Origin of the sequence: Dyadobacter sp. 22481, assembly GCF_052044875.1 — a bacterium.
GTDB classification, from domain to species: domain Bacteria; phylum Bacteroidota; class Bacteroidia; order Cytophagales; family Spirosomataceae; genus Dyadobacter; species Dyadobacter endophyticus.
The window spans coordinates 1,767,645-1,794,451 of sequence record NZ_JBQENV010000002.1 but is presented as its reverse complement, the minus strand read 5'-3'; the positions used below and the strand labels follow the sequence as shown (position 1 = coordinate 1,794,451).

Here is a 26,807-nt window from a genome sequence, read left to right as displayed (position 1 = left end):
AACCAACAACTATTTGAACGATGAGCAATTACTCGTTAACGGCGCTCCTTTCAATTCCGCAGGACGCGGGCTATTTTTTTCCAAACCGACACTTCGAATACATCTCCGGCAAGCCTCTCTACAACTTAATGATCGATAAACTCGAAGCAATTCCCCAGATTGGTAAAATCATTATCAACACCGATTCCAAAGGGATCAGGAATTACTACGACCGCTCTGGCAAGATAAAAGTGGTCAATGCCTACCAGGCAAGCCTGGACGAGATAGAGTTGGAGCTCACTTCCGACAAGGTAACCGCTGCATTGCTCGACCATACCGAAGGCGATCATTTCCTTCAACTCGGACCGATTTTCCCGTTTCTGAAACATCAGACCATCGAATATGTAATCGAAACCTACGACAAGTATGTGGTCAATCCCGAAGGCCGAAGCTATGATTCCGCTTTTACCATCAGAACGTTGAACCGCAGATATTACGACAGCGACACGGATTTCATACGCGAAGACCGGCCCAATACGTTTGTCGAAGACGGTATATTACATGTATTTAACCGCACAGGATTCCGTAGCGCCGGGAAACGAAAGGTAGGTCAAAAGCCGTTTCCGTGCGGCGTCGACGAGATCGAAAACCTGGCGATCGATTCCGAGGAAAATTACCGGATAGCTGTTTTTATCGACGAAAACCGTTATCGCTTTCCTCGTGTTTTCGGCAGGTGACTCACGTTTTGTCTCCTGTCTAGGAAACCGACATGACACCTACCTTCTTTTGTGCATCAACCTCTGCCGGCAACCTTAATAATTACAGCAGCATCACGATCTTTGAATATCCAAGTCTGAAAGTCATGATTCCCGGCGACAATGAATTCGCATCACGGGCGTCGCTAATGCTACGACAGGCCTTCCGAACCCATTAGGAATACCTTGGTCTTATTTCTCGACTGTATGAAAGGCCAGTATGATCGTTGTGCAGTGCTCCTCCTGGACAATCACCTTGATGCTGATGCCCAGCAACACACACAAATCCTTGACGATCACCAGGCCCATCCCTTTCTGATCGGGACGTTGGGAGGCGCGAAGCCAGTCTTCGTAGGACCGGTAATCCCTGTTTAGCCAGTTGGCCTGATCCTGCGGTATCCCACCGCCGTCATCTGCGACTATGATACGCGTTTGCCCATTTTCAATATCGGCGGACACCGTTATTTCCGACTGACTTGCCTTCAATGCGTTGTCGATCAGGTTGTGTACAATGATGGAAACCAGGTTGCGGTCGCTATGAATGGTAAGATCCGGATCGATTGTGTTCCTGATAGTTATGCCCCTGAATGTTGCGATCGCGGCAAAGAGTCCTGAAATATTACCGACCAGCTCCGAGACGGGGAAAATACTCGTTTCGGTCCGCGATGATGCGGTTTTACTTTGCAGTTTGATATAGTCCAGAAAGTTTTTGGTAAGCGCACCAAGCCTTTCGGACGTGTTGAGGGATTCCTCGCTCATACGGGTAATGAGTGGATCGGTTGCGCTTTGTTTATGCAGGTAGGCATTAATTTGTTTGAGTGAATAACCGATATAATGCAATGGCGTCTGAATATCATGGTTCACAGCGGCGATGATCTGGCTGATGACCCGGTAGTGGCGTATCAGATTAGCCTCCCGCTCTTTCCTGACAAGACTTTCTGTCCTCAATCTCACGGAAATAAAGAACAGCCCCGCCATGGCCGCAACCAGCAGCGACTGAAACCACCAGGTTTCGTACCAGGCACGCGGAATATGGAGTTTTATCGTCTTATAAGTGTAATCATTAACCCCGAACCCGCTAACCTTGCGAATTTTCAACACGTAGTTACCATACGGGATCTTCAATATGGGAATTATAAAATCCGGATTGACCGGCGTCCATCTCTCGGTGCGCCCTTGCCCGGATAGTGAATAGTACATTTGAATGTTCCGGCTGTTGCCCATATAAGGCGTGGCAACCGTCAGGCGTAACTGCTCGAAGTCGCGGGAGATTTCCAGGCTGTCCCGTACAGGCAGTTCTTTTCCATCTTCAAGAATTGCATTGATAAAAATACCTTTATCGGGAAGTACAGGAGTAATTGTTTCCGGCTTGTACCAAACCAGCCCGTCCATCGAAGGAAGTGAGACGGTTCCATCAGCCAGTGTAAGGGCACAGGGCTTGCAGCCGCCGTTGAACTCATTGGTTTCAAACCCGCTTTGCTTGTCGTAATACAAGTAAAATACCTGATTCCGGTTATCAGCTGCGTAATCCAGTAGCCTCTTTTTAGCAACCTGAAAAAGACCGCGATTGGTAGTAATCCAGAAAAAACCATTCTTGTCTTCAATGATGCAATGGGAGGTCGCCAAAAACCGGTCTTTGTCAAGTGGGAACCGAACAAGTTTGTTTTTATTAAGAAGGTAAAAACCATTACCATAGGTCGTAATCCAGGTACCTTCCGGGGTTGCATAAAAGCTGCGGATGGCGACGTTTTCAAGTGGTATGACGAGTTGGGAAATACCTGTGCGGGTGTCGAGCCTGTAAATACCCGCCAAAGTCCCCAGCAACATGGTGTTGGCATTTTCCATGTCAATGATCATCACCCCTTTTGAAGCCAGCGTGAACTTCCGTCGCGGCGTATATTTACCTTGCGACTCTTCGAGAATATATAAAACATCGCTATCGCAGCCGATCCACAATTTGCCGGTTGGGTCGACGTAAAGTGAACTCGCCGAATCGGGCATTTTTACATGAGCGAGGATTTTTTGTCCGGTCTGGTCGAGTTTGTACAAATTTGATCCGATGCCAAACCAGAACGAACTATCCCGGTTCTGGGCCATGGCGAATTTGTAGCCGAACTTCTCCATAAACGGGGAGACTTTTTTTGCAGTGACATGCGAGCCGTCAGGTTTGGCGCTAAATAAGTATCCTTGTGCCGTTAACACCGCTCTGTTTCGGGCGGGCAGCTGCGCATAATAGACATTGTCGGCATTATCGGAAGGTAATTTGTGTGTTTGAAAAATCTCCCTCTTAAGTAAGAACAGTCCTTTTGTTATACTTCCAAGAAAAAGGAAACGATTGTTTTCGTCAAAATAGATCGCGGCTATGCTAAGGTTATCAAAATCGAAATCGCTCAAAATCAGCCTCGTTTCAAGGTTTCCATTTCCGGTTGGATTGAGCAGGTACAGGCTGTTATTCAGGTAAAGAAATGCCTGCCGGGAGATATTATTCCAGAACAGCCGGGAATGGTTTGCGCTGGTACGGTAATGGGGGTTCGAAGTGATGTCCCCGGTGATGACAGCTTCGCGGGTAACCCGCTCGATCACTTTGAAATTGCCACTGCTGTCGATTCCGTATGGCTTGTTGCCGATCAAAATAAGGTGCCGTAACGATGCATGCGTGGTAAAGACATGTTTACCAAGTTGAAAATACGCGACCTGGCCGTTTTGCCAGATGTAATGTGTTTGATCGTCCACCGCCAGAAAGTGGTGTTTCGCGAACGGATCAGGAAGGGGTGGAACGGGAATGCTGGCGACTATGGTGTTGGGCCCGTTGTCCCCGCGCGCAAGAGGATTGTGATCTAGATAATCCCGGTAAAAGGTTGTATCGACAGACACCAGGCCGTTCGCAAGCACACCAACATAATCGTTCCTTTCGGACAGCGCATAAAATTCATGTTGCCCGTGCCCACTGACGACGGACGGAATGAACCCACGGAGACGGTTTGTCGAAATAGGGATTACGGATCTGTCAAATGTGACAAAACGATGGCCGTCGAATCGTACCACGCCAGCTTCGGTAGTCAGCCAGATAAACCCGTTTTTGTCTTGGGCGATGCCTTTGACGCTATTTTGGGGAAGGCCATTCTCGTCGGTAAAATGCTGTAACCAGTATCCCGCCGGAGCCTGTTGCTGACTTATCGCGCGTTCAGTGGTCAATAACCCGGTTAAACACGCCAGAATAAGGTGGAACAACAGAGCTCTCATGGTCAGGCTTAAAACATTTAAATCGGGAAGCTATTTGCGAACGGCTACTAACCATTCAGTTCGAAATAGGTTGTCAACTGGATTACATTCTCTACGCCGAGCTTTTCGAATATCTTGGATTTATAAATGCTGACCGATGAAGGCGAGAGATTTAACTGCTCGCCGATAGACTTGGCCGGTACGCCCTTTACCAGGAGCTGCGCTACTTCGAGCTCTCTCTCCGAAAGTTTGTCGGTAGCCGATTCTTCCGAGCCTTTTGCGTTGAATAGCTGTCGGAATGCGTTTTGCATGACTTCCGCGCTCGCATAGGTTTGCCCGCTCAGCACCTTATCGACCGCCTGGGTGAAGTCGTCATTGATGGCAGTTTTGGAAATATAGCCGTTTGCGCCTGCTTTCAGGAACGGTAATGCATATAGCTGCTCGTCGTAGCTGGAACAGACCAGGATCGGAATATCAGGCTGTTTTAACCTGACCGAATGCACCATCCCCACCTTATCGCCGCCCGGTAGGTTGATGTCCATGATCAGCAGGTCAAACTTTTGCTTTTCGAGCATTGCTATTGTTTTCCGAAAGTCTGTGGTGCTGGTGATGACCGCGTCCGGCTTATGATCCATCAACAGAAACTGAATTCCCGCTAAAACTAACGGATGGTCCTCAGCGATGATAATCTGAATGCTCATTATGATGGAGTCTGAAAAAAGTGCCGGGGAGGTATTCCTGACATTAATATAGAAAAATCATTCATAGTACTACTTCTATCTAGCATTAAATTTCTTTAATAAGTTATTCAATTTCTTAAATCAACGATTCAATTTATTGTAATGCCGGGTCCGCCTATACGAAATACATTTGTTCATGCCGAATCCGTGATACATACCATGGATTCCGGCAAGTGGACCATGCGAAGGGGACTGCGAAGATAAATTTCATGACGTTGAGTGGATCAATCATCTCCCGGCGCTGTCGGGAGAAATGATTTAAACGCAACCCCTCCCATCTAAAAATTAACTACCGAAATTATGAACGTAGCACTCATTGACAGGCACCCGATCTTCCGTACAGGCATCCGCGTGATGTTAAATAGTCAGCTTAACAACATCAATACCCTCGAAACCGGCTCAATGAATAGCCTTGCCAAGGTGAACAAGCTGGGGGACATCGACATCGTGATCATCGGACTGTCCGAAGAGCAACCCGAAATAGACAAGGCCGTCCTAAAAAGGGTGATGCGAAAAAATCCCCTTGCATCATTCATCGTGTGTGCCGCAATACCATGCTATGAGTCGGTGGGATCGCTGATGCGCATGGGGGTGAAGGGTTACCTCAATAAAAATAGTAGCCCTGACGATCTGATGACGTGCGTAAATGCGGTTATCGCGGGGGAGCCATTTGTTTGTCATCAGGTTTAGGAGGGGGTTTTGCAGATGAAAAAAGTACTTCTACGGGCATTAAATTTATTCAGGCCACAGACCAATTTGTTCAATCAACAAGACATGAACGTAGCACTCGTCGACGAGCATCCGGTATTTCGAACAGGCATCCGCGGTATGCTAAAAAGCCAATTCGAAAAACTTGGTACCCTGGAAGCCGGGTCTATGGAAGATCTAGAAAAGATTATTCAGCTAGACATTTTTGATGTTATCATCATCGGTCTGTCTGAGGAGCATCCCGAGATAGATTATGCCCTCTTGAAAAGGGTTATGAAAAAAAATCCGCTCACCTCGTTCATCGTCTACGCCAGCGCGCCCGACCATAAACTGGCACGCTCTCTGGTTCGCATGGGCGTGAGAGGGATACTTACGAAACACGCCTGCGCCGACGAACTTGTGACCTGTGTACGTTCGGTGCTCTCAGGCAATCCCTACCTCAGTCCCCAGATGCTGGCGGGCCTTCATAAGAAAGCAAAACGCACTGTTAACGAAGCTAACGCGACGTAGGTTGAAACCGGTCATAGATATGAGTTGAACAGTTATTTCTAACATTCGCCGGGCGTTTGGCGATAACGCTCAGGCAGGTATCCACACAATAACTATCCTGGGTCCAGCCTCAACCACGGGAAATTTAGTTCAGACGACAAGCAACGGCTGGGGCGAATACTCCGGAACATGGACCAACACAACGGGTAGTGCGCAAGTTTGGAGGAAAACAGTGACCATTTTGATGTAGAAAATAGCCTGGATGCTCGAAAGCCCCCTCTACCCTACCTGCCAATTGCCACCTGCCTGCTTGTTGCATTGCCGTCTCGCCTGGTGATCTGCAGAATATACATGCCGGCACGCAAATGACCAATGCTAATGACCGGAGACGGCTTGGAACTTTTGAAAACCGCCCTACCCGATTGATCCAGCAACTCCACTGATATTGCATTTTTCAGAATAGCTTCGCTTAGCTGCAAATGGTCGGCAGCGGGGTTGGGATAGAATGAAAACAATTCGGGGTTTTCGAAAACCACACGCGCTATTTTGCTGTACGCGAATGTACTATCACGGTCCACCATTTTTAGCCGGTAAAGATTGGTGCCGGCGAGGGGTGCTTTGTCAATGGCGTCGTATTCCATGGTCGCCTGGCTGTTATTTGCGGCTTTTGTGGTTCCAATGACACCCCAGTTGCGTCCATTTTCGCTGCGTTGTATCTCGAAATGGCTGGAATTGGCTTCATCGGCAGTTGACCAGTCGAGATACACATGGTTCTCCCGGACAGCAGCATTAAAGTCGATAAGCGTCACCGGCAGCACATCCGTGACGTTTACAACCATTTCATATGTTTTCGCACAGCCGGTCTGGCCTGCGGTTACCGAATAGGTGTATGCTCCCGGAACCGAAGGAACGGTTATTTCGGTCAGATTAGCCGTCGTCCCGATTGTATTTCCGTTTAGCTCCCAGCGATAGCTAAGTCCGGAGCAATCTCCTGCGCAGGCGGAAGACAGGTTGATGACGGTTCCTATCCGCGGGTTATTGACGCTCGCCGAACCTGTCAGTGTGAGCTCGCAGTCTATTTTCAGGTCGTTTTTAATAAAGATATTGACCGGTTCGCCGGCAGCGGCATTGCGCGCGGCCATCCACGTTTTATAAGCGTCACAATCGTCGGAGTAGCTGTTGCGATTGGTCACGCAGCCATTTTGCTGGATAATACCCGACAGGGTAAAATTGTCCTGATTTGCCGGCGCGGGTGTCGCAACGGGCTGACTGACCCAGGTTTGGGCCAGTTGCTGAATGGCGGGGCCTCCGCCGGCACTCAATAAATTTTCGAAAAACATACAACTCACCATCTGTGCGCCATGGAGGTAGCTCTCGGTAGCGTAGGAGACAAAATTAGAAATCCCAAAATTCGCATTGTAGGCCGCCTCGTTGATGTACAGTTTACCGGGAAGGTTGCTACGCAGAAGGTCAATGGCGAACCGGTGGTCGTAATAGTTATCGTCATTGATTTTGATCCCATCCAGTTCCTCTGCGATCTCGTTAAATGCAAATGTGGTTCTTCCCAACGATAATTTATCATAGGATGAGCCATGATGCGATATGACTTTGATACGACTGTCCACGGCCTTTACCGTGTTCTTGAAGATGTTATTAACTTCCTTCAACACCTGCGTCCGGTAGAGATACCAATCGGTACCGTCGGGCTGCGTAAACATTGTCCCTGATGGCCTTTTGGGGGTTATCTCACTGAAAGAATTGTAATCTGTTCCCCATACGAAATTGAGTGACTGGATCTTTTCATATTTACTCGCAAGCCACGCCCTGTAACCGCTTCTCATCGGTTGCGAGTAATCCGTGAGACTGTTGTTGTCCCGTAGGTTCAGTGGCTGGTCAAAATGGTATTTATCTGTTCCGGCCTCGAATTCCGCCTCACCCTGACGTGAATAGATGAGGTCCATATAGAGTAGTTCGTTTGTATCCTGAAGGTGACCATAACGCTGCAATACTTTTTGAGTAAAATCGACTATTCTGTTACGGGTTGACTGAGCGGCCAGGGAGGTCATCACAAATTGCACGTGAACGCCATTGATCCTGCCGCCGTATTTCTGGAAAACAGCCTCCGTTCCGTCGTACCCCACGTTTAATATTCGCTCTTCTTTGAGCCACCCGTCGCCTGTATTGATGCCGTACCGATCCGAATAACTGTGGGTGACGTCATCACCCGTACTGACAGCAACATTGATCCCGACTTTCATTCCCAGCGAGCGGGCTTTCGCTATCTGGTCGTCGTACATCTGCCATACATTGTAATCCTGCCCATATTGTTGCTTCATCGACCGGGAAATGTATCCTTCGATTGCCCCCCACTGGATACTCAGAAAAACCGCATTACAACCCACAGCATGCGCATCCTCAATGAGTTTCAAATTGCTCCAGTTCCCTTCGTTTACCAGGCTGAGTCCCAGGTAACGTTGCTGGGCAAATGCGATCGGGCCAAGACTAACAACGTTGAGAAGACTAAATGCCAAAACAAACTTTCTGAATAGCGCGGAACTGCTTCTGTTGGCCCGAAGAGTTAGCAACATTTTTTGCATAGAAACATTTTTTTGTGGTGTTACCGGTTCTGGCCAAAGTGCCAAAACCAATACGAAATTATTCTTTAAGTGGTCGCTCAATACTAATTTTATAAAAAAATTAAAAAAAATTCTACTTATCATCTAAGTGTTTCTATGGCCGAAAACGACCTTATGGTAATAGGCCTGATAAACCGGCCTTTTGTCGGCACTTTAACCCGCTAATAATGGATAGTATGGAATTGCCCGATCATCACGAGGATGATCACAGCCAGCCCGCTCCCCCTGGCGGCGGCCCGGAGCGTCTTTCACATCGGCCTGCGTTTCCCGCCGAATCGGAGATGTTGCTGAAAAAGGCATTCGAATCGGATACGAATACCGGGATCGAACTGCTATTCCGTTGGTACTACCGCCCGTTGTGCAGCCATGTGGTCCGGTATGTTTCATCAAAAGAAATTGCCGAAGACATTGTATCCGAGGTTTTCTACAAATTTCACAAAGACGGGGTTTTTGCAACCGTCGAAACGTCATTCCGGAACTACCTGTTTTCGGCCGTGCGGTATAGTGCATTCGATTATGCCCGGCGCGAGATGAAGCGGAACACCTCGCTGGAATACGCCGAATATGTGACACTGCAACCAGAGCATCAACCCGACCATATTACCCAGTATGAAGACCTGTACAATGACGTACAGAACGCCATCAACACGCTCCCGCAAAAGCAACGCCGTGTGTACCTCATGCATCGGTATGAGGGGAAGAAATACAGCGAAATCGCGGCCGAGCTGGGCATATCTTACCGCACGGTGGAATCGCAAATGTACAGTGCGATGCAGGAACTGAGGAGGATCATCAAAGCCAAATGGCTGTTCACCTTACTCGCCCTATTCCATTAGCGCTTTACCTCAGTGGTACGACACAGTATTTGCAAAAAATTAACCATGAAAAACGCAATAAACAAAGAGCTGATTTTCAATTACTTTTCAGGTAATGCGACTGCTCTTGAAAAGGATTTGATCGAACAGTGGAGCGCAGATGCCTCGGCCAGGGAGCAACTATTCATTTGGTTGCTCGAATGGGAAAATCAGAACATCCAGTACAGCGCCGATGTTGACCGCGCTATTACACGCCATTTCTCCCGCCTCGACGAACTTCCTGCCGAAACCGAAAGCACTGCGATGCGGCCGATGCTGGCCTTCGCGGTAAAGGGAAAGTCATGGCTTGTTGCGGCAGCTGTGACATTAATGCTGCTATCGGGCGGTTGGCTGGCGCGCGAACATGTGCGCTACGAAATCTACACGACCAGTTTCGGCCAGATCCAACGCCTGGTATTACCCGACGGAAGCAAAGTAGTGCTCAATGCCAACTCCACGCTCCGGGTCCCGCGCTTTGGCTTCGGAAAAACCACGCGGGAAGTGTACATGACCGGAGAGGCGGATTTCTCCATTACACATACGACAACCCATCAAAAATTCATCGTTCACACCGAAAAGAATTTCGACGTTGAGGTGCTGGGCACCGAATTTAACGTGTATGCACGACCTCGGCGCTCCCGTGTAGTATTGAATAAGGGTAAAGTGAAACTGCATTACCTGAAGGGTTCCGAAACCGACCAGATCGTGATGAGACCCGGAGACCTCGTGACGTTCGATGCGCCCGGGCATGCTTCCGTAAAGCAAACGGCAAACCCGGCCAATTATTCGGCTTGGAAAGCCCATCGCTTTGTCTTTGAAAACGAGAGCCTGCGAGAGATATGTAATCTTTTTGAAGACAATTTCGGTATGGAAATTCGCATCCCCGATTCGACCCTTGCCGCGCAGACCATCTCGGGCTCCTTTACCGCGCTTAATGCCGAGGAGCTTTTTGAAATACTGGCCGACGACTCCGGGCTTTCGTACTCCCGCTCGGAAGACGGAAAGGTCATCACCCTGGATTATTAAACCCCTTTGCCCCTAACCTTTTCTTACCTGCTTAAAAACCCATTTCTATGAAAAAACCGTTACGATCCCTTCTATTCGTGCTGGCTGCCGCTAGTGCCGGTTCTCCCGGCCAGGCGCAGTTGCTCGCGGCCATCGGGCAGCGGCAACATCCGTTCGTAGCCGAGCAGTCCACCAGGAGCCTCAAATCAGTATTGCAGGATTTCAAAACCCATTACAAAGTCGATATCCTGTATTTTGACAGTGTAGTACAAGGCTACGAAGTTCCCGTAAGTGCCGTTGATTTTCAACCCAATGCAGAAAAATCTCTTTCCAGGATACTGAAACCCCTCGGCCTGCAATACAGGAGATCCAAAACAGGGGGTTATGTCGTGATCAAACCGGTAAAGGGAGATAAGAAGTCACAACAGGCTCCTGTATCGAGCACCACTGACCAACCGGCCGACAGTCCGCTCCGGCAGTTCGCTCTCACCGCGTCGTCCGCCAGCGGGCAAGCCACCGATCCGACAGTAGAAATCGGCTTGAACGGAAAAGTTTCGGACGAGAAAGGCCAGGGACTGCCTGGCGTGAGCGTGGTGGTAAAAGGCTCCCAGCGCGGGACGATCACCGACGAACATGGCGAATTCAAGGTCGAGGTGGCCGACAAGAATGCAATACTGGTGTTTTCGTTCGTGGGATTTTTGTCACAGGAAGTGAATGCAGGAAACAGGACCCGCATCGACGTTACACTTGCATCCGACACCAAAGCCCTCGAAGAGCTCGTAGTCACGGGTTACAGTTCACAGAAAAGGTCGCTGATGACCGGTTCTGTGGCTACAATGAATGTCACGGAAGAAATGCAGAATATCCCGACAACATCCACGGGGAACCTGCTCTCGGGTAAACTTGCGGGTGTTTACATCGGCACCCCCAACGGTATACCGGGCACCAACCCGCAAATCAGCATCAGAACAGGCTCTTCCCTCAACGCCCAGCCTATTACATTCGTGATCGACGGGATCATCCGGACGGCCGATGATTTCAACAACCTTAGCCCCAACGAGGTAGAGACCATTTCGGTATTGAAAGACGCCGCTTCGGCAGCTGTCTACGGGTCGCGTTCTGCCGGCGGTGTGATCCTGATCACTACTAAAAGAGGGAAATCGGGTAAACCGACTTTCAACTATTCCTTCAACACGGGCTTCGATACCCGGACCAAAAACGCACCGCTCACGAGCGCGGTGCAGGCCGGCGAGCTGTATAACCGCATCAACGGTAATAGCGATCCCGCGGGCTGGGCCTGGTCGCAGGAAGAGATTGACCATTATAAAACCATTAACAACGGCTGGGGCTACGATCAGCTGGAATCGGTCTGGCGTAACCCGTCCACGTCGCAGCACAATCTGAACGTCGCGGGCGGCACCGAGAAAGTAAAATACTTCGCAGGTGCCTCGTACGTGAAGCAGAACGGCTTTCTGAAACCGCTGACTTATGACAAATACAACATCCGTCTGAATACGACGGTCGATGCCACCAAAGACCTGCAATTTTTCGTCGGACTAGGCCTAAGCAACAACCTTCAGGGCAATGTCACTTGGGAAGGATCGCAATCGCTGTACCGTAAATTGCTCGTATGGCAGCCCGATCAGCCGGTTTACACCGATGGCGGAAAACTGCTCGACTACGGCTGGATCGCCAACGTCGGCGGGACGGTGAATGGGAATGGCGGCTACGATAAAATCAATTTCCTGAAACCACAGGTCGTGCTGAATGCGACGTACAATATCCCGGTCATCAAAGGGCTTAGCGCGAAGGCTGTATTCAGCAAAAATTTTGGATATAGCCGCCGGAAAGTCTTCCAGAAAAGCTATCTGATGAATATCATGAAGCGTGAGGGTGCCAACAAGCACATTATCCATACCGACGACGCCAGCATTATCGGTACGAAGGCCTCGACCAATATTTCGAAGGACTACCTGCGCACCGATGTGTCATGGGGCCAGGATTACCAGCTCGATCTCCAACTGAATTACGAAAACACTTTCAACAACGTGCATCACGTGCAGGGTATCCTCGTATATGAAAAAGCAGAAACCAGCGGAAGCGGCATTTTTGCAGGCCGGGAAACATTCCCTGTGTACACTACCGACCAGTGGTGGGCCGCAAGTGGTGCCCGTGCCGACGATTATGCGGGAGGAAGCAGCGATTACATCAACGGCCGCGCCTCATACATCGGGCAGTTCAACTACGACTACGATGGTAAGTATCTCGCAACGTTCTCTTTCCGGAAAGATGGTTCGATGAACTTCGCACCCGAGAAAAGATGGGGGCTTTTTCCTGCGGGAGCACTTGGATGGGTTGTATCCAAAGAATCTTTCTTCCCGGCTGCTTCGGGGATCGATCAGCTGAAACTGCGCGTATCGGCCGGGCTTACCGGAAACGACGCAATAGGCTGGCTGAACGGGAGCCCGGTACTGACCAGTTTTTTATGGCAGGAATCCTATAAACAAAATGTTCCGGCATTCTTTGGCACCGAACCTAAAACCGCTGCCGGTGTTACGTACGGATCGGTCGTGAACCGGAACCTCACCTGGGAAAAAGCACTGACTTATAATGCAGGCGCAGATATCTCTTTCCTCAAAAACTGGACGGCGACCGCCGAATACTGGAACCGGAAATCGTACGATATCCTTGGACCGAGATCGCTCTCTACACCGCCTACGTTCAGCCTTAGTCTGCCAGCGGAAAATTATGGAGTGATCAAGGCACAGGGATTCGATTTGAGCCTGGGTTTTGAGAATAAAAAGAAAGCATTTACCTATTATGGCAACCTCACCGCCTCGTATGGCTGGAACAAGGTCGTCACGCAGGATTACGCCCAGAATGCACAGGCAATAGACATCACGATGGGCAGATCCATGACCGTCATCCGCGGATTGCAGTTCGACCGGATCATCCGCTCCCAATCCGACCTTGACCAGTTTAACGGCGAACATCCCAACTACTCTTACAGCGGCCTTAAACCCGAACTCGGGATGATGACCTACAAAGACATGAGCGGCCCGCAAGGTACTCCCGACGGGATCATCGACACGTACGACCGGGTGGTGATCAAAGCGAGCAACTTTCCGATCGTGTACGGGCTCAACCTCGGCGGAAGCTGGAAAGGGTTCAGTGTGGACCTGATGTTCAACGGGAACCTCAAATACAAGAAATCGTTCCGCGACCTGTCGGGTGGTGTAGAATGGAACCGGATGTACTCCGCGTGGTATAACGACAGCTGGACGCCCGAGAACCCTAATGCGACCCTGCCCAAACGAATCTCGGCAAGCCAGTCCAACACTTATGGAGCTGAGTCGACCTACTGGTACCGCAATGCCGGCTTTGTCCGCCTAAAATACCTTACCGTGGGGTACACCGTGCCTCCCCGGTTGTACAACAAGGCACTGCAAAGTGTGAAGTTCTATTTCTCGGGAACCAACCTGTTCAACCTTACCGGTTTCAAGTACTACGATCCCGAAATCCAGGACGGTACGGCATATCCCATTATGCGGAATTTCAACTTCGGTGTAAACGTCACATTCTGATCAATCTAAAAGGATTTAATAATGCGTAAACATTTAAAAAACCTTCCGTTCTCCCTGCTCTGCCTGGCAGTGATGCTGCTGCCACAGGCTTGTGAGCCCAACCTCGACTATGTCAATACGAATGCGATCAATCCGGACAACGTATGGAACGACGAAAAGCTGATCAGCGCGTTTTTGACCGACATCCATGGCAATTCGATCCCTTCCTGGCCGGTGAATGGCAACAGCAGCGACGAAGCCATGAATGCCCCGGGCTCGATGGGCACTTACCTGAGAGGCATCATCAGCGTAGCTTCCGACGGGCAGAGCCTGAGTTATAACAATATCGACAAGATCAACTTTTTCCTGGCCCGGCTAGCGGATGTCTCGCCAGCCGTACTTTCCGATGAGAAAAGGAAACAGATGACCGGGCAGGCGCTTTTCTGGCGTGGATGGGATTATTTTTCCAAGGTCGCAACATTCGGCGGGGTGCCGCTGATATTGAAGCCGCAGGACCCAGCCAATAAGGAAAGTCTTTTCGTTGCCCGGAGCAAAACATCCGAATGCATAACGCAGATCCTCTCCGACCTGGATGCGGCCATTGCATCCCTGCCCGACCAATGGGATAATGCCAACTACGGGCGTATCGACAAGGGAACCGCTATGGCTTTCAAAGGCAGGGTATTGCTTTGGTACGCGAGCCCTTTATTCAACCCGTCGAACGACCAGGCGAGATGGCAAAAAGCCTACGAAGCCAACAAAGCGGCTGTGGATTACCTGAAAGCCCAAGGAAAAGGCCTCCTCGGCGCGTATGGGCAGCTCTGGAAGCAGGAACGCAACAAGGAAGTGATCATGGTGAACCAGTTTACCTACCCTGATCACCCTTTCAACCAGGCAGGCATCCGCCCGCAGCCACTGACCCAGGGCGACGCGAACAGAAACCAGCCGTTACTTCCGCTGCTGAATGCCTATCCGAAAAAGGACGGTTCGCCGATGCAGTTCGACGCGGCAAAACTGGCGACCGACCCGGCTTATAACGAGCAGTACATGACCGATTTCGTCACCAATCGCGACGACCGGTTCTACGCAACGATATTTACCGGCGGAACGCCCTACCCCACCCCTGACCTTCCGACCGGCACGCGGTACTGGAGCGCATGGCGGAAAATAGCAGATGCCGGCTCTCCCGGCGGCTTCAAGTATGTTTCGCTGGCCAGCGACCAGAAGTCGGTCACGATCGGCGCGGGTGTTTCCGGCTTCTTTGAAATCAAAGGGCTCGATAATACGCTCACCAGCACGCTGATCGGCAATGCGGCAACCGACTGGGTGGAAATACGCTTCGCGGAAGTACTCATGAACTATGGCGAAGCCGCCAATGAGGCCGGTAAGCCGGAGGAAGCGTTGCAGGTGTTGAAGGACATCCGTGCGCGAGCGGGCATTACGCCGGGCGCGGCCGGCAAGTATGGCATTACGGCCACGACCCAGGCGGGCATCCGCGAGGCATATATGGGTGAGCGTTTTGTAGAATTTGCGTTCGAGAACAAGCGCTGGGGCGATCTGCGGAGATGGAAGCGTTTTGATATCGTGAATAAGACAGCGTTTCGCCAGGGGATCTATTTTGTGTTGAAGGATGGTGCGAAAATCGAATGGACCGATGATATTTCTGACGCGGCGGTCCGCAAGAAATTCACGGCTGTGTTCATCGAAAACCTCGACGGCGATCCCCAATATAAATTCAACCTCGATCAGAACCACTGGTTTTATCCGATCAGCCAGGGAAACCTGGAAGCCAGCTCCGTGTTGAAGCAAAATGCAGAATGGGGCGGTACTTTCAATCCGCTGGATTAAAATAAAGTAGGTATGAAGGGCGATGATGCTTACTCTGAAAGAATAGGCATCATCGCTTTTTATGAAGATTACCACTGGTCAGCGTTTCAATAAATTAAATCAAATATGCGATTTCGGATTCTCCCAATACTTCTCATAAACCTCATTGCCGTTTTTCTGGCACCGTATGCGCGTGCCCAGCACGATTTCAGTACCAATTATTTTAAAATCCACATCAACAATAAGGGCTGGATCACGAGCATGAAAAATAGCACGGCTAATCACCGTGAGTTCAGCCCGACCGACAAGCCCTCCCCGTTGCTATCCTTGTTCGACAGTAAGAAACAACATTATTATCAACCGGTTAAGGCTATTTTTAACAAAACCAAACAGGCATACACATTGCATTATGCCAATGGCTCGGTGGCAACGGTTTCGCTGGCTGTTTATCCCAAATATTTCAAAATGAAGCTATTGTCGCTGCATCCGCGCAAGGGCATCGACAACGTCCAATGGGGGGCCTATCACACCAATATTACCAACCTTTTTGGCGAGATCATCGGTGTGGCGCGCGATACGAGCGAGGCAGTCAACTACGCTATCGGAATGCTGGCACTCAACGACAACACGCTCGGGGGAACATCCGAAACAGTTGCCGATGCGGCGCCATTCCAGTACATCATCCACAGCCCGGACAAAAAACGCTTCCCGCTTCCTGTCAACCTGCATGAAGGTCAGGTTTTCCCCATCGGGGGCGACGGTATCAGCGATGTGGCATTTTACGCGCACAAGGAGCCCTATTACAGGATTTTATATGGTAATGCGGCCCAGATCGACACCCAGGGCAGGATCTCTATTGCGTACAATTCGAGAGACAGGGCTCCGAAGCGGACGGTATTCTTTTCGTTGATACCCAACATGACCGCCAACATCCCCAACCACCTGGACGTACAGCCGCTGCCGGGTATCGACTACCTGGGCTCTTCGGTAGCCCTCTGGGGAAGCCCCGACAGCACAGCATTGCTGGATGTGGTCCAGAATATCGTGCGGTCCGAAGGCCTTCCCTATCCTACTTTCAACGGTAAATGGGTTAAAGATCCTGCCGCTTACGTGCCCGACGTGCTTACGAGCGGGGGCGTGTACGACAGCATTGTGCCTTACACGCATCAACTGGGTTTCAAGGCTATCAGCCTCTACGACCAGGGGTTCATCCGTCCCGATCGCGGTAACGGGGGCTATATCGACGGCAGGAATTTTGAGAAGAAACCGTTGAAAATGGCCTCTGGAGACAAGTCGCACAAGGAATTTTCTGAAATCGCGGCACGGCTCGGCATTATCATCGGCCGGACGCCCATAACCACCGCACTCGCGCCAGGCACCAAGGATGCCAGTCCTGTTCCGGGTGATAGCCTTTGCTACCAGCAAAAACGCATTCTGACCAAAAGTATCGCGGCTAACGATACGCTGATATTCGTCAACGACCCACAATACCTGGATGAAATAGCAAGCTGGGAGGGCCATTGCAAGAACCTGAATATGATCAAGATCGGGAAGGAGCTTATTCATTACCTGGGTGTTTCCAAAGAAGCGCCATACCGCCTCCTGAACGTCAAACGCGGCTATTGGAACACGACAACCGCGAGCCATACGGCAGGAGATACCATTTACAAGCTTCAAGTGACCATCAACTACGGTTACGACGGGCTGATCCCCAATATGCAGTTACAGGACCAGATCGCTCAGTATTATGCGTCGGTTGCCAAGGTCAATGGGCTGGCGTATTATGACTTCGATGGGCAGGAGTTTTTGTTCAACAATGGCCATGGGTACTATTCGGTCAAACGCTTCTTCCGCAACATGTTTGAAAAAGGCAAAGAGCTTGGCGTTCCCTACATCCGTTTCACCGGGTCGACACTATCGGAAGGCTCATGGCATTATCAGAGTATCTGGAACGTCGGTGGCGGCAAAAACCTGTACGACGTCGAGCGACGGGAATGGGGCAGCGCTACGAGCCAGGGAAAAGACCTCCGGGACGTAACCTACGCGAATTTCTTCCCCTCCGGAATGGGTGGCAATTTCCCGGTTAAAGCAGGCTCGACCGTGGCGCAATATGAGCACATTCAGGCTGTTTCAGTCGGCATAGGTTCTACGTACAGCCTGCAAATCAACCAGAAAGACGTGGAGGCCTGTACCGAGAAATATGCCATTTTTAAAGCCATCAGAACATGGGAAAACGCCCGTGCCGCCAACGCATTTCCAAGGTGGGTCAAGAAGCAATTGGCCGACCCGGCCAACCAGTTTCACCTCGAAGAACTGGATCAGAATACATGGAAACTCTACAAAACCGACCTGGACGGCAGAAATGCCAAGCCGTTTTGTGTGCTTGCACGACCGGTTCAATAACCAGTAAGACCTGGCAATAGCTGTCGGGGTCATTTTCGGTATGCAAAAGCCCGCGAATCTATGGTTCGCGGGCTTTTGCATATACCGCTAATTTAACGGTGCTCAATAAACGCAAACAGGCTATTCCCTCACACTTTCGACGGTGTAGATAAAGCTGTCGGCGCGATAGTAGCCCAGATTATACTCGATTGGCCGTTCGCCCTGATCAAACACAAAACGTTTTCGGAACAAAATCGGACTTCCCGGTTCGACTTCCAGTTTCGCCGCGGTAAATTTATCGGCAGATATCGCACTGATTTCCTCCTTGGACAACGTGGCGATCACCAGATGGTCCCTTTCGAGGATGTCGTACAAGGGCCGTTTGAAATCTTCCTCGCCCGTGAGGCCTACCCTGGGATGGAAGTAGGAAATGAAATAGACAAACGGCCCTTCGGCCTTGCCCCTGAGCCGCTCCAATTTGAGCACTTTTTTATCTGTGCCTATTTCAAAAAAGTTGGCAATTTTCTCATCGGGGGTAACCCAGGTTACATGCAGCTCGAAATTCTTGACGATGATTCCCCGCGCATTCATCTCCTGCGTAAAACTCAGCCAATTCTTTGATTTAGAGCTAATTACTGGCTCCGCAACCTTTGTACCGACCCCTTTTTTCCGGATAAGCAACCCTTCATAAACCAGCTTGTTGAGCGCCTGGCGCAACGTCGACCGGGAAATGGCCAGCCGCTTTGCAAGTTCAACTTCATTGGGCAAGAACTTGCCATCCAAGTGCTCCGGGGAGCTGATCATGCTACGCAATAGGTTCTCGGCCTGAATATGCAACGGAACAGGGCTTTTATGATCTATACTAAATTTCATATGGACGGATTGCAGTAGAGAAAAGCAAAAATAGTAAAAACGTGTTGAGCTACAACTTACCGAAATATTACGATCCTTTGAAACGGTTATCCGGGCAGCAGGCGTACTAAATTTAAACGGTACCGGTGGCTTTGATGCTCCCTGACCGTCCCCGGGCGAACGGCGCTGTTCGTTACCGGACAATTATTCCGTCCAAACGATCTACCAAAATATTGGTTATCAATTAATTAATTATTTGGCAGGCTATTTGAGTCAATAATTTCAGACTTACGAGGAAGAACATAGAAAATGCTAAAAAACTATCTCAAAATTGCATTCAGGAACCTGCTCCGGAACAAGGCTTTTTCGGCGATCAATATCCTGGGCTTGTCCGTGGGCATGGCAAGCGCGTTGCTCATCCTTTTTTGGATGCACAATGAACTAAGCTACGACCGCTTCCATAAGAACAAGGACTATTTGTACGAAGCCTGGAACCGTGGAACGTTCGATGGCAAACTGCAATGCTGGAATTCGACGCCACAGGTGCTCGGACCTGCCCTGAAAGCGGAATATCCAGAGGTAAGCAACATTGCACGCAACTATGGGCGGTGGTTTGTGGCACGCGTCGGTGATAAGAAAATTTCAAGCGAGGCCATCATCACGGACGCGGCGTTCCTCAGCATGTTCGACTTCCCGCTCATACAGGGGAATCCGAAAACAGCGCTTAACTCGGTCAGCTCGATGGTCGTTACCCAGAAAATGGCCATCAAAATGTTCGGTACCGAGGATGTGCTGGGCAAAGTTATAGCGATAGACAAGGACAATTTCACGATCACCGGCGTAATGCGGAACCTACCACCCAACACCGCATTCAGATTCGAATACATTCTTCCCTTTGCATACCTGAAAAGGATAGGCTCGGTGGACGATACCTGGACTTTCAATACCGTAAACACCTATGTGCAACTCAAACCGGGCACCAATCCCGAGCGGTTTGCCGAAAAGATCAAGGACATCACGATCCGGCATTCCAATAAAACCGAAGAACACGAGGTATTCCTCCACCCTATCGCCCTGTGGCATTTGTACTCCAATTTTGAGAATGGCAAAGTCGTAGGCGGGCGGATCGCCATTGTGCGGATGTTTGGCATTATCGCGGCATTCATTCTGCTGATCGCTTGTATTAATTTTATGAACCTCAGCACCGCGCGGAGCGAAAAACGCGCCAAGGAAGTGGGGATCCGCAAAACGGCCGGAGCAAACAAGGGGCTTCTGGTCGGTCAGTTCATCGGCGAATCGATCCTGATCTCGATGATTGCCGGTATTATCGCGCTACTGGCCGTTTACCTTGCCTTGCCGGCATTCAATACGCTCATCGGTAAGGAATTGGAAGTACCGGTACAAAATCCTCGGTTCTGGGCTGCCGCACTCGCATTCATTCTTTTTACCGGCATTATTGCCGGAAGCTACCCCGCATTCTACTTGTCGTCGTTCAAGCCGATCAGTGTGCTGAAAGGTGCATTTAAAAGAACGCAATCCACATTCAGTCCACGAAAAGTGCTGGTTGTGGTACAGTTCAGCTTCGCCATTGTGCTGATCATTTCCACGCTCATCGTCGTAGAGCAAATCCGTCATGCACAGAACCGCGATCCTGGTTACGACCGTGGACAGGTTGCCTATCACTGGATTACAGGCGATTTGGGCAAGCATTATGCGCAGATTAAACGTGCATTGCTTGCTACGGGCATTGCTACCTCCGTTACCAAAACCTCATCCCCGCTGAGCAGCGTTGCCAGCGATACCTGGGGCATCGAATGGCACGGCAAAAACATGGCCGAAAAAATCGATTTCGACATTTTCACCGAAGACGAGGGCCTTGTAAAAACTGCCGGCCTGCAACTGATCCAGGGCCGCGATATGGATCTCACCAAATTCCCGTCCGACTCAGCGGCAGTGCTGCTCAATGAATCCGCGGCCAAAATCATGGGTTTTAAGGAGCCGGTCGGCCAGACGATCAAGGACAATGGCGCTACCTACCACGTCGTGGGTGTTGTGAAGGACTTTGTGATCCGGTCGCCCTATGATCGCCAGAGCCCGCTGATTATCGAAGGGGCACAGAGCTATTTCAATGTAATCCATTTCAAACTGAATGCGGAGAGGCCGGCTGCCGACCTCATACCCGCGGTGGAGGCCATTTTCCGCCGCTACAACCCCGAATATCCCTTCGAATATCACTTTGTGGATGAGGACTATGCCCTGAAATTTGAAGACACGCGCCGGGTCGCGAAGCTGACCGGTATTTTCGCGGGTCTCACTATCTTCATATCATGTCTCGGGCTGTTCGGCCTCGCCGCCTACATGGCCGAAAACCGCGTGAAAGAAATCGGGGTGCGTAAAGTCCTCGGCGCGTCGGTCATGAGCATTGCCGCGTTGCTTTCCGGGGAATTCATGGCGTTGGTTATCATTTCGATTGTTATAGCTGTACCGGTAGCCTGGTACGTCATGGATCTATGGCTTCACGATTTTGAATACCGGATCGGCATCCAGTGGTGGGTATTCGCGGTATCAGGCATTCTTGCGATCGTGGTATCGTTGGCGACGGTGAGCTATCAGGCAATACGCGCGGCGCTGCTCAATCCAGTAAAAAGTCTTCGCAGCGAGTAAAAAGAGTACAGAAAGCTCACGAAACGCATTACTCAGGGCTGCTCTTCCCCTTCAGGGCGATGATCAGCTCTTGTTGTGTCTGGATCAGCTGATGCAGTACCTGACTATCCCCCTGCTGAAATCCGGCCTTCGAAAACTTCACTTTATGGAGGCATATGAGCGTCTCGATATCCGTTTCGAGAATAAAAGCGATCTCCGAAAGACGGCCCATTGTAATGGAATCCTGCTCCTCGTTTTCCAGCTGCCGATAGCGCTGCTTTGAAATCCCCAACCTCCCGGCTACATATTCCTGCGAATAGCCCAGCCGGTTACGTACCAAACGTATATTTTCTCCGATAGGGATTTTGTCTTCTTTCATAGGGTGCCACTGACATGTGTTTTCAGGACAAAGCCGTTTGCTACCTAAGATTCCTATTTCCACTTTTCAATCGGCAACCGATTGATTAGCCTGCGCATTCTGCTATTCCTACTGTCTTACCCGACTAGTTAAAAGTACCGCCAGACTGGTTCTTAACCACTTGAAAAATGAGCGCAATGCAGCCTTTTTCAGGCTATTTGCAATTGTATTTAGTACAAAAACTACACGCATTATGAAGAGAAGACTACTATTGGCTTTGGGCTGTCTTGCTTGCTTTTTGAACCCGTCGACCGCCACAAACGCTCAGCAGATCTACAACAAGACGAATGTTACGCAAAATCTTCTAACCGATTACTACGATGACTCGCAGCCCGTGCGTGTGATGGAGTACACGACGGATCAGGCTGGGACTATGATTGAACGACGATTGGAAGTGTTGCCTGAAAATGATCTGCCGTCAATGCGGGTCAGGGTGGTTAATGAAAGTTTTGAGGAAATTCCGTTTGTCAACCAACCGCCATTCGACGCTTTCTTCGACAATGGGTTTCCGGACATTAAACTCGTTGTGAGCGCCGCTAGCTTACTGCACGGAACCGAAGTTGCATTGAAGGTAATCAAGGACAAATTCGGCTGGATAGGCATCGATAACGATGCCGTCAATGGCAAGCCCATTATCTGGAATATAGTGAAGCCTGAAAAGTCATTGTTTATCGCGTCACCAAAGTATGGTGTAGTCACCAAAGAATTTTTCCTACCTATGGATGGAAGTGAGCCCGAAAAATTAACCAAAATCGATGCGGTTTGTCACGAAATGATCCATGCGATTGTGCATTTCAAAATTGGTAGCGCAACTGGTTCCGGAGTAGATCCTTGCAGTGAAAGAAAGGTACTGGAAGAAGCGCTGGGAGATATTATTGGTTTATACGTATTGAATGAATATGAGCAAAACTCTCCCGCACTTTACCAGTGGACCTGGTCGCAAGGATTGATTTACCCGGGCAGACCTTTTGACAACCCCAACACCCTCCAACTACCGGATACCTACTTCGGAAACTTTTATGCTAACGCTTGCCCCGCAGATGGCAGCTACCTCGTCCACCAGAATGCAACGGTAATAGATCACTGGTATTACCTTTTGGCGGCCGGCACAACAGGAACAGAAATAAATGACCTGGGATACTCCTATAAACTCAATGGCATCGGTGTTAACAAGGCTGTTCAGATCGTATGGAAATGTATTGACTTCATTACCCTGAAATCCGATTTTAAAGATCTAAAAGATGCCACGCTTAAAGCGGCCGAACAGCTCTACGGCCTTCACTCAACCGAATACCTTGCCGTTATGGATGCCTGGTGTGCGGTGGGTATTTGTGAAAACAATCTTGGCCCGTTTTCAATGTCGCCTGCTCACGGTACGACCGGTGTCGAGCCCTGGCCTGGGGTGAACGTAAATGTTACCTGGGAAGGCTTGCCCGTTGATGAATGGGAAGCTCAAATGGCAACCAATGCCGCTTTCACGGAGAACGTACAGAATGTTCTGATCAAAAACTTTAACGTTGTAATCAAACCGGGAGGTGGAAGCGCTTACTCGGGCTTTGCAACAGGCTATTACCGCCCCGGCGAGCGCGTATATGCCCGTGTACGCATTACGAAGGCTGGTGCAAATTTTTGTAAGGGGTATAATCCGCTTTGCGTACTCTACCAGCAATATGGCCCGGCTCATTCTTTTATACTTGATGATAAACAAGCCAAATTCTGGCATGCCGTGCCCGGTAATAGCTGGACAGTCAACCCCTGGAACGATCCTTCCGTTGAATGGAAAACGGTCAACAATGCCCATCAATATACCTACGAGGTTGCCGAAGACGACGCATTTACAAAAATTACCTACTCAGGAGTTACTCCCTTTACCGGGAATTTTTCTGAATCGGGCACTATCAACACGATTCTGGACGCAGGTAAAACTTACTACACCCGCGCAAGAGCTGAAAGGTCCAATTCTCCCAACCTGACAGATAATTTCGGGACATGGTCCGATACTGAGGCTATTCAGGTGATGATCCCACAAACTTCCGTCACACAGGGATTAAACCAGAAACCGGGTGATCCGGCAAGCACAGTCAGTAGTCTCGGCTGTTGGGTTACCTGGTATCCCTATCCCGGCACAAGCCATTACATTATTCAGATAGCGGGCGATGCAGCATTCGCTAACATTATGCGATCGCAAACCGTGGCGGGCAACCTAAACACATTAGAGGTAGAACTACCCGCGGTTCCTGACCAAACAAACTTGTTCATACGCGTATTGCCTCAGAAAGGCGGTGTATTTGGTATCTGCAACAATGTCTGGCGGGTAAAAACACACAAAAACGCTACAATCCCGGCTATGAAAAGCCCTGCCGACAATTCTGTTTTCCCGTTCAAGGCATTCCTGGGCACTTTCGAATGGAAGGGAGGGACCCTCAGCCTGAACCTGGTCGACCACTTTGAAGTGCATATCACGGAAAAATCCTCCAACCTCACCTCGATTTTCTCAACCCAGGGGAAAGTCTTTGATTTCCTGGTGAAGGACCCGCTGCTGTTCGATGACAAACAGGGCTTCAAAGTGCAGGTCCTGGGTGTAAACTCATTGGGTGCCAAATCGGCCTTGTCACTGCCATTCAATTATACCGTATGCCCCGACCACCCGGGTGTTTCATTCCCCGGAGACCTGGGCAAAGTTGATCCCACCAAAGACTTCAATATCGAATGGTATCCCAGCGCCTGGTTGGATGCAGGCAGCCAATATCTGGTAACGATTATGGACGGGGCAAATCCATTGCCCGGGTTTAACAACAAGCCCACAACGAACAACTTCATGCTGGTCCCGGCAGGAACACTCGTCAATGGCAAAAGCTACACTGTTACGGTGAAGAATTCCGCGTCCTGCCCCGGTATCACCCTGCCCAGCACCTTTTTCAATGCCGTCGATGCAGGCGGTTCAAACCAACCCCAGCCTCCCAAACTGGTCAATTTCAACATCGAACTGAAAGGCTTCCGCAACGATCCCGATGGAACAAAGTTCCCGCCCGAATATGGCACTTCCAATTACGTCCTCGGCATTGAGCTTATCGACCCCGACGGCAAGCTGTTGCCACTGGTCGACCCGGCCGACCCTAATGGAAATCCGGTAACGCAACTGGATGTGGATTCCGAAAATTCAGGCGTCGTCATGGTGGGTAGCAACAAACCGGAAGGTAAATACAAGCTCAGACTTAAAATGCTCAATATTTTCGACCCGCTCCTCTATTACCCCTTCGACCAGCCGCGGTTTTCAGTCTTGCTCAACGGGCAGACGGTCGTCAATAACCATGTCATCACAGCTGATTTTATTAACCCGGCCTCCCCTTTTAATGAATGGCAAAATGGATTTCAATTCGCTGATATTCTTCTGGATATTAAATAATTTCAAACACACTTTACTTATGAAACAAAGGGTATTCGCTTTACTGTTTGGCTTGCTATCCTGCCACCTGGCGATTTCACAGAACGAATACAATAAAAAGAATGTGGACCGGACCGCCATGAGCCAGGCAACCAAACCAACGCGCTGGTGACCCTGCCCGCACTTGCTGATCAGACAAACCTGTTCGTCAGGGTATTACCTCAAAAAGGGGTTAGCTATGCCACATGCACCAACGTGTGGCGGATCAAGACGGACCAAAATGAAACATTGCTCGCGATGACGGGACCCGACCCCAAAATACCCATACCTTATAAAACTTATTTTGGTAAGATATTTAAATGGAACGCGGGAACGGTGAACCTGGCCCTGGTCGACCATTTTAAAGTCCGTGTCGAAGAAAAGGAATCCGGTCAGGTCGCCTTTTTCAACACGCCGGGGAAAGCCCTCGAAAAGGAAATCGTTGACCAGCTTATATACGACGATCATCTTGGTATAGAAGTAAGCGTGCTGGCCGTAGGCCCACAGGGTGCAGAAACAGGATTATCATCCGTTTTTAGCTACACAATATGTCAGGATCAGCCGATTCCCAAGTTCCCGAACGATAATGACAAAATAGACCCTGCACTGCCCGTAACGATCACATGGGAACCGAGCCTCTGGCAGGAGCCAGGTGAGCAATATCTGGTAACCATATTAAGTAATGGAATTCCTGTAAACGGTTTTAACAATAACCCCACCATGTCGACTTCGATGTTGCTGCCGGCAGGTACGCTTGGCAATGGGAAAAATTACACGCTGATCATCAAAAATTCCGGAAGCTGCGTCGGGCTCGATCCCTGGACTGTGTTATTCTCAACCATCGCTGGTGCAAATAATAACCCACCAGCCACGCCTAAGAAAGATTTAAGTATTCAGCTCAATGCTTTTAGAAATGAATTGGATCCCGCCGATCCATTCTCGTTTGAAAATGCCGACTACACATTGGGATTTGAAGTTTTGGATCCAGACGGCAACAAAGTCGAGGTGGTGGACGGGAATGGAATTACGGTGTCCGAGCTTCTGGTCGATTCTGAAAATGCTGTTCTGGGGATGTTTGCCAAAGATCAACCGGTCGGTAAATACACCCTGAAATTAAAAATGCTGGCCATTTCTGATCCTCCCGTCTATTACCCCTTTGATCAGCCACGGTTTTCAGTAATCCTGAACGGGCAGACCGTGATAAATGAACATATCATCACAATTAATCCCTTTGACCCCATTTACGACGAATGGAAGGTGAATTTTCAGTTCACAGACATTACACTGGACCACAAGTAATCACATCACAC

At 49.8% G+C, this 26,807-nt stretch carries 17 protein-coding genes; 12 read left to right on the top strand and 5 right to left on the bottom strand.

What is annotated here, in order from left to right; translation table 11 throughout:
• Positions 1–20: 20 nt before the first annotated feature.
• Positions 21–716, top strand: a complete 696-nt coding sequence (locus ACTJJJ_RS17550) for a cytidylyltransferase domain-containing protein (protein ID WP_440702521.1) — start codon at positions 21–23, stop codon at positions 714–716.
• 210 nt (positions 717–926) lie between these two features.
• Here the strand turns inward: ACTJJJ_RS17550 and ACTJJJ_RS17545 are convergent, their stop codons facing one another.
• Positions 927–3,977: a sensor histidine kinase gene (locus ACTJJJ_RS17545; RefSeq protein ID WP_440702520.1), complete on the bottom strand. Its 3,051-nt coding sequence runs from the start codon at positions 3,975–3,977 to the stop codon at positions 927–929.
• A gap of 47 nt (positions 3,978–4,024) precedes the next feature.
• Positions 4,025–4,657 (bottom strand): response regulator transcription factor, encoded by a 633-nt coding sequence (locus tag ACTJJJ_RS17540; protein WP_188932908.1) that lies wholly within the window; start codon positions 4,655–4,657, stop codon positions 4,025–4,027.
• Positions 4,658–4,996: 339 nt separating this feature from the next.
• Between ACTJJJ_RS17540 and ACTJJJ_RS17535 the strand changes: the two genes are divergently transcribed.
• Together ACTJJJ_RS17535 and ACTJJJ_RS17530 are read left to right on the top strand one after the other, a co-directional pair.
• Positions 4,997–5,386 carry a response regulator transcription factor gene (locus ACTJJJ_RS17535; protein ID WP_188932910.1) on the top strand — a complete coding sequence of 130 codons (390 nt, stop codon included), beginning with the start codon at positions 4,997–4,999 and terminating at the stop codon, positions 5,384–5,386.
• An 84-nt stretch (positions 5,387–5,470) separates the two neighbouring features.
• The gene (locus tag ACTJJJ_RS17530; protein ID WP_440702519.1) at positions 5,471–5,914 is read left to right on the top strand and encodes a response regulator; all 444 of its coding nucleotides are present in this window, start codon (positions 5,471–5,473) and stop codon (positions 5,912–5,914) included.
• A 263-nt stretch (positions 5,915–6,177) separates the two neighbouring features.
• Here the strand turns inward: ACTJJJ_RS17530 and ACTJJJ_RS17525 are convergent, their stop codons facing one another.
• Positions 6,178–8,481 (bottom strand): beta-galactosidase, encoded by a 2,304-nt coding sequence (locus tag ACTJJJ_RS17525; RefSeq protein ID WP_440702518.1) that lies wholly within the window; start codon positions 8,479–8,481, stop codon positions 6,178–6,180.
• 215 nt (positions 8,482–8,696) lie between these two features.
• Between ACTJJJ_RS17525 and ACTJJJ_RS17520 the strand changes: the two genes are divergently transcribed.
• The 5 genes from ACTJJJ_RS17520 (at position 8,697) to ACTJJJ_RS17500 (ending at position 18,181) form a co-directional block, all read left to right on the top strand.
• Positions 8,697–9,365 (top strand): RNA polymerase sigma-70 factor, encoded by a 669-nt coding sequence (locus ACTJJJ_RS17520; RefSeq protein ID WP_440702517.1) that lies wholly within the window; start codon positions 8,697–8,699, stop codon positions 9,363–9,365.
• A 45-nt stretch (positions 9,366–9,410) separates the two neighbouring features.
• Positions 9,411–10,409, top strand: coding sequence for a FecR family protein (locus ACTJJJ_RS17515; protein ID WP_440702516.1), 999 nt, complete (start codon positions 9,411–9,413; stop codon positions 10,407–10,409).
• Positions 10,410–10,456: 47 nt separating this feature from the next.
• Positions 10,457–13,972: a SusC/RagA family TonB-linked outer membrane protein gene (locus ACTJJJ_RS17510; protein ID WP_440702515.1), complete on the top strand. Its 3,516-nt coding sequence runs from the start codon at positions 10,457–10,459 to the stop codon at positions 13,970–13,972.
• A 21-nt stretch (positions 13,973–13,993) separates the two neighbouring features.
• On the top strand, positions 13,994–15,799 hold the full coding sequence (locus tag ACTJJJ_RS17505) for a RagB/SusD family nutrient uptake outer membrane protein (RefSeq protein ID WP_440702514.1): 1,806 nt from the start codon (positions 13,994–13,996) through the stop codon (positions 15,797–15,799).
• A gap of 105 nt (positions 15,800–15,904) precedes the next feature.
• Positions 15,905–18,181, top strand: a complete 2,277-nt coding sequence (locus tag ACTJJJ_RS17500) for a hypothetical protein (protein ID WP_440702513.1) — start codon at positions 15,905–15,907, stop codon at positions 18,179–18,181.
• Between the two features lie 120 nt (positions 18,182–18,301).
• Here the strand turns inward: ACTJJJ_RS17500 and ACTJJJ_RS17495 are convergent, their stop codons facing one another.
• Positions 18,302–19,033 carry a GntR family transcriptional regulator gene (locus ACTJJJ_RS17495; RefSeq protein WP_426293485.1) on the bottom strand — a complete coding sequence of 244 codons (732 nt, stop codon included), beginning with the start codon at positions 19,031–19,033 and terminating at the stop codon, positions 18,302–18,304.
• 288 nt (positions 19,034–19,321) lie between these two features.
• On the opposite strand from ACTJJJ_RS17495, the gene ACTJJJ_RS17490 reads away from it, so the two are divergent.
• On the top strand, positions 19,322–21,676 hold the full coding sequence (locus tag ACTJJJ_RS17490; RefSeq protein WP_440702512.1) for an ABC transporter permease: 2,355 nt from the start codon (positions 19,322–19,324) through the stop codon (positions 21,674–21,676).
• A gap of 28 nt (positions 21,677–21,704) precedes the next feature.
• Here the strand turns inward: ACTJJJ_RS17490 and ACTJJJ_RS17485 are convergent, their stop codons facing one another.
• Positions 21,705–22,034, bottom strand: coding sequence for a helix-turn-helix domain-containing protein (locus ACTJJJ_RS17485; RefSeq protein WP_440702511.1), 330 nt, complete (start codon positions 22,032–22,034; stop codon positions 21,705–21,707).
• 232 nt (positions 22,035–22,266) lie between these two features.
• On the opposite strand from ACTJJJ_RS17485, the gene ACTJJJ_RS17480 reads away from it, so the two are divergent.
• From ACTJJJ_RS17480 to ACTJJJ_RS17470, 3 genes are read left to right on the top strand one after another with little or no spacing between them, the layout of a single operon-like run.
• Positions 22,267–25,479 (top strand): M4 family metallopeptidase, encoded by a 3,213-nt coding sequence (locus ACTJJJ_RS17480; protein WP_440702510.1) that lies wholly within the window; start codon positions 22,267–22,269, stop codon positions 25,477–25,479.
• 19 nt (positions 25,480–25,498) lie between these two features.
• Positions 25,499–25,630: a hypothetical protein gene (locus ACTJJJ_RS17475; RefSeq protein ID WP_440702509.1), complete on the top strand. Its 132-nt coding sequence runs from the start codon at positions 25,499–25,501 to the stop codon at positions 25,628–25,630.
• Positions 25,627–26,796 carry a hypothetical protein gene (locus ACTJJJ_RS17470; RefSeq protein ID WP_440702508.1) on the top strand — a complete coding sequence of 390 codons (1,170 nt, stop codon included), beginning with the start codon at positions 25,627–25,629 and terminating at the stop codon, positions 26,794–26,796. The genes ACTJJJ_RS17475 and ACTJJJ_RS17470 overlap by 4 nt, the downstream gene beginning before the upstream one ends.
• Positions 26,797–26,807 lie beyond the last annotated feature (11 nt).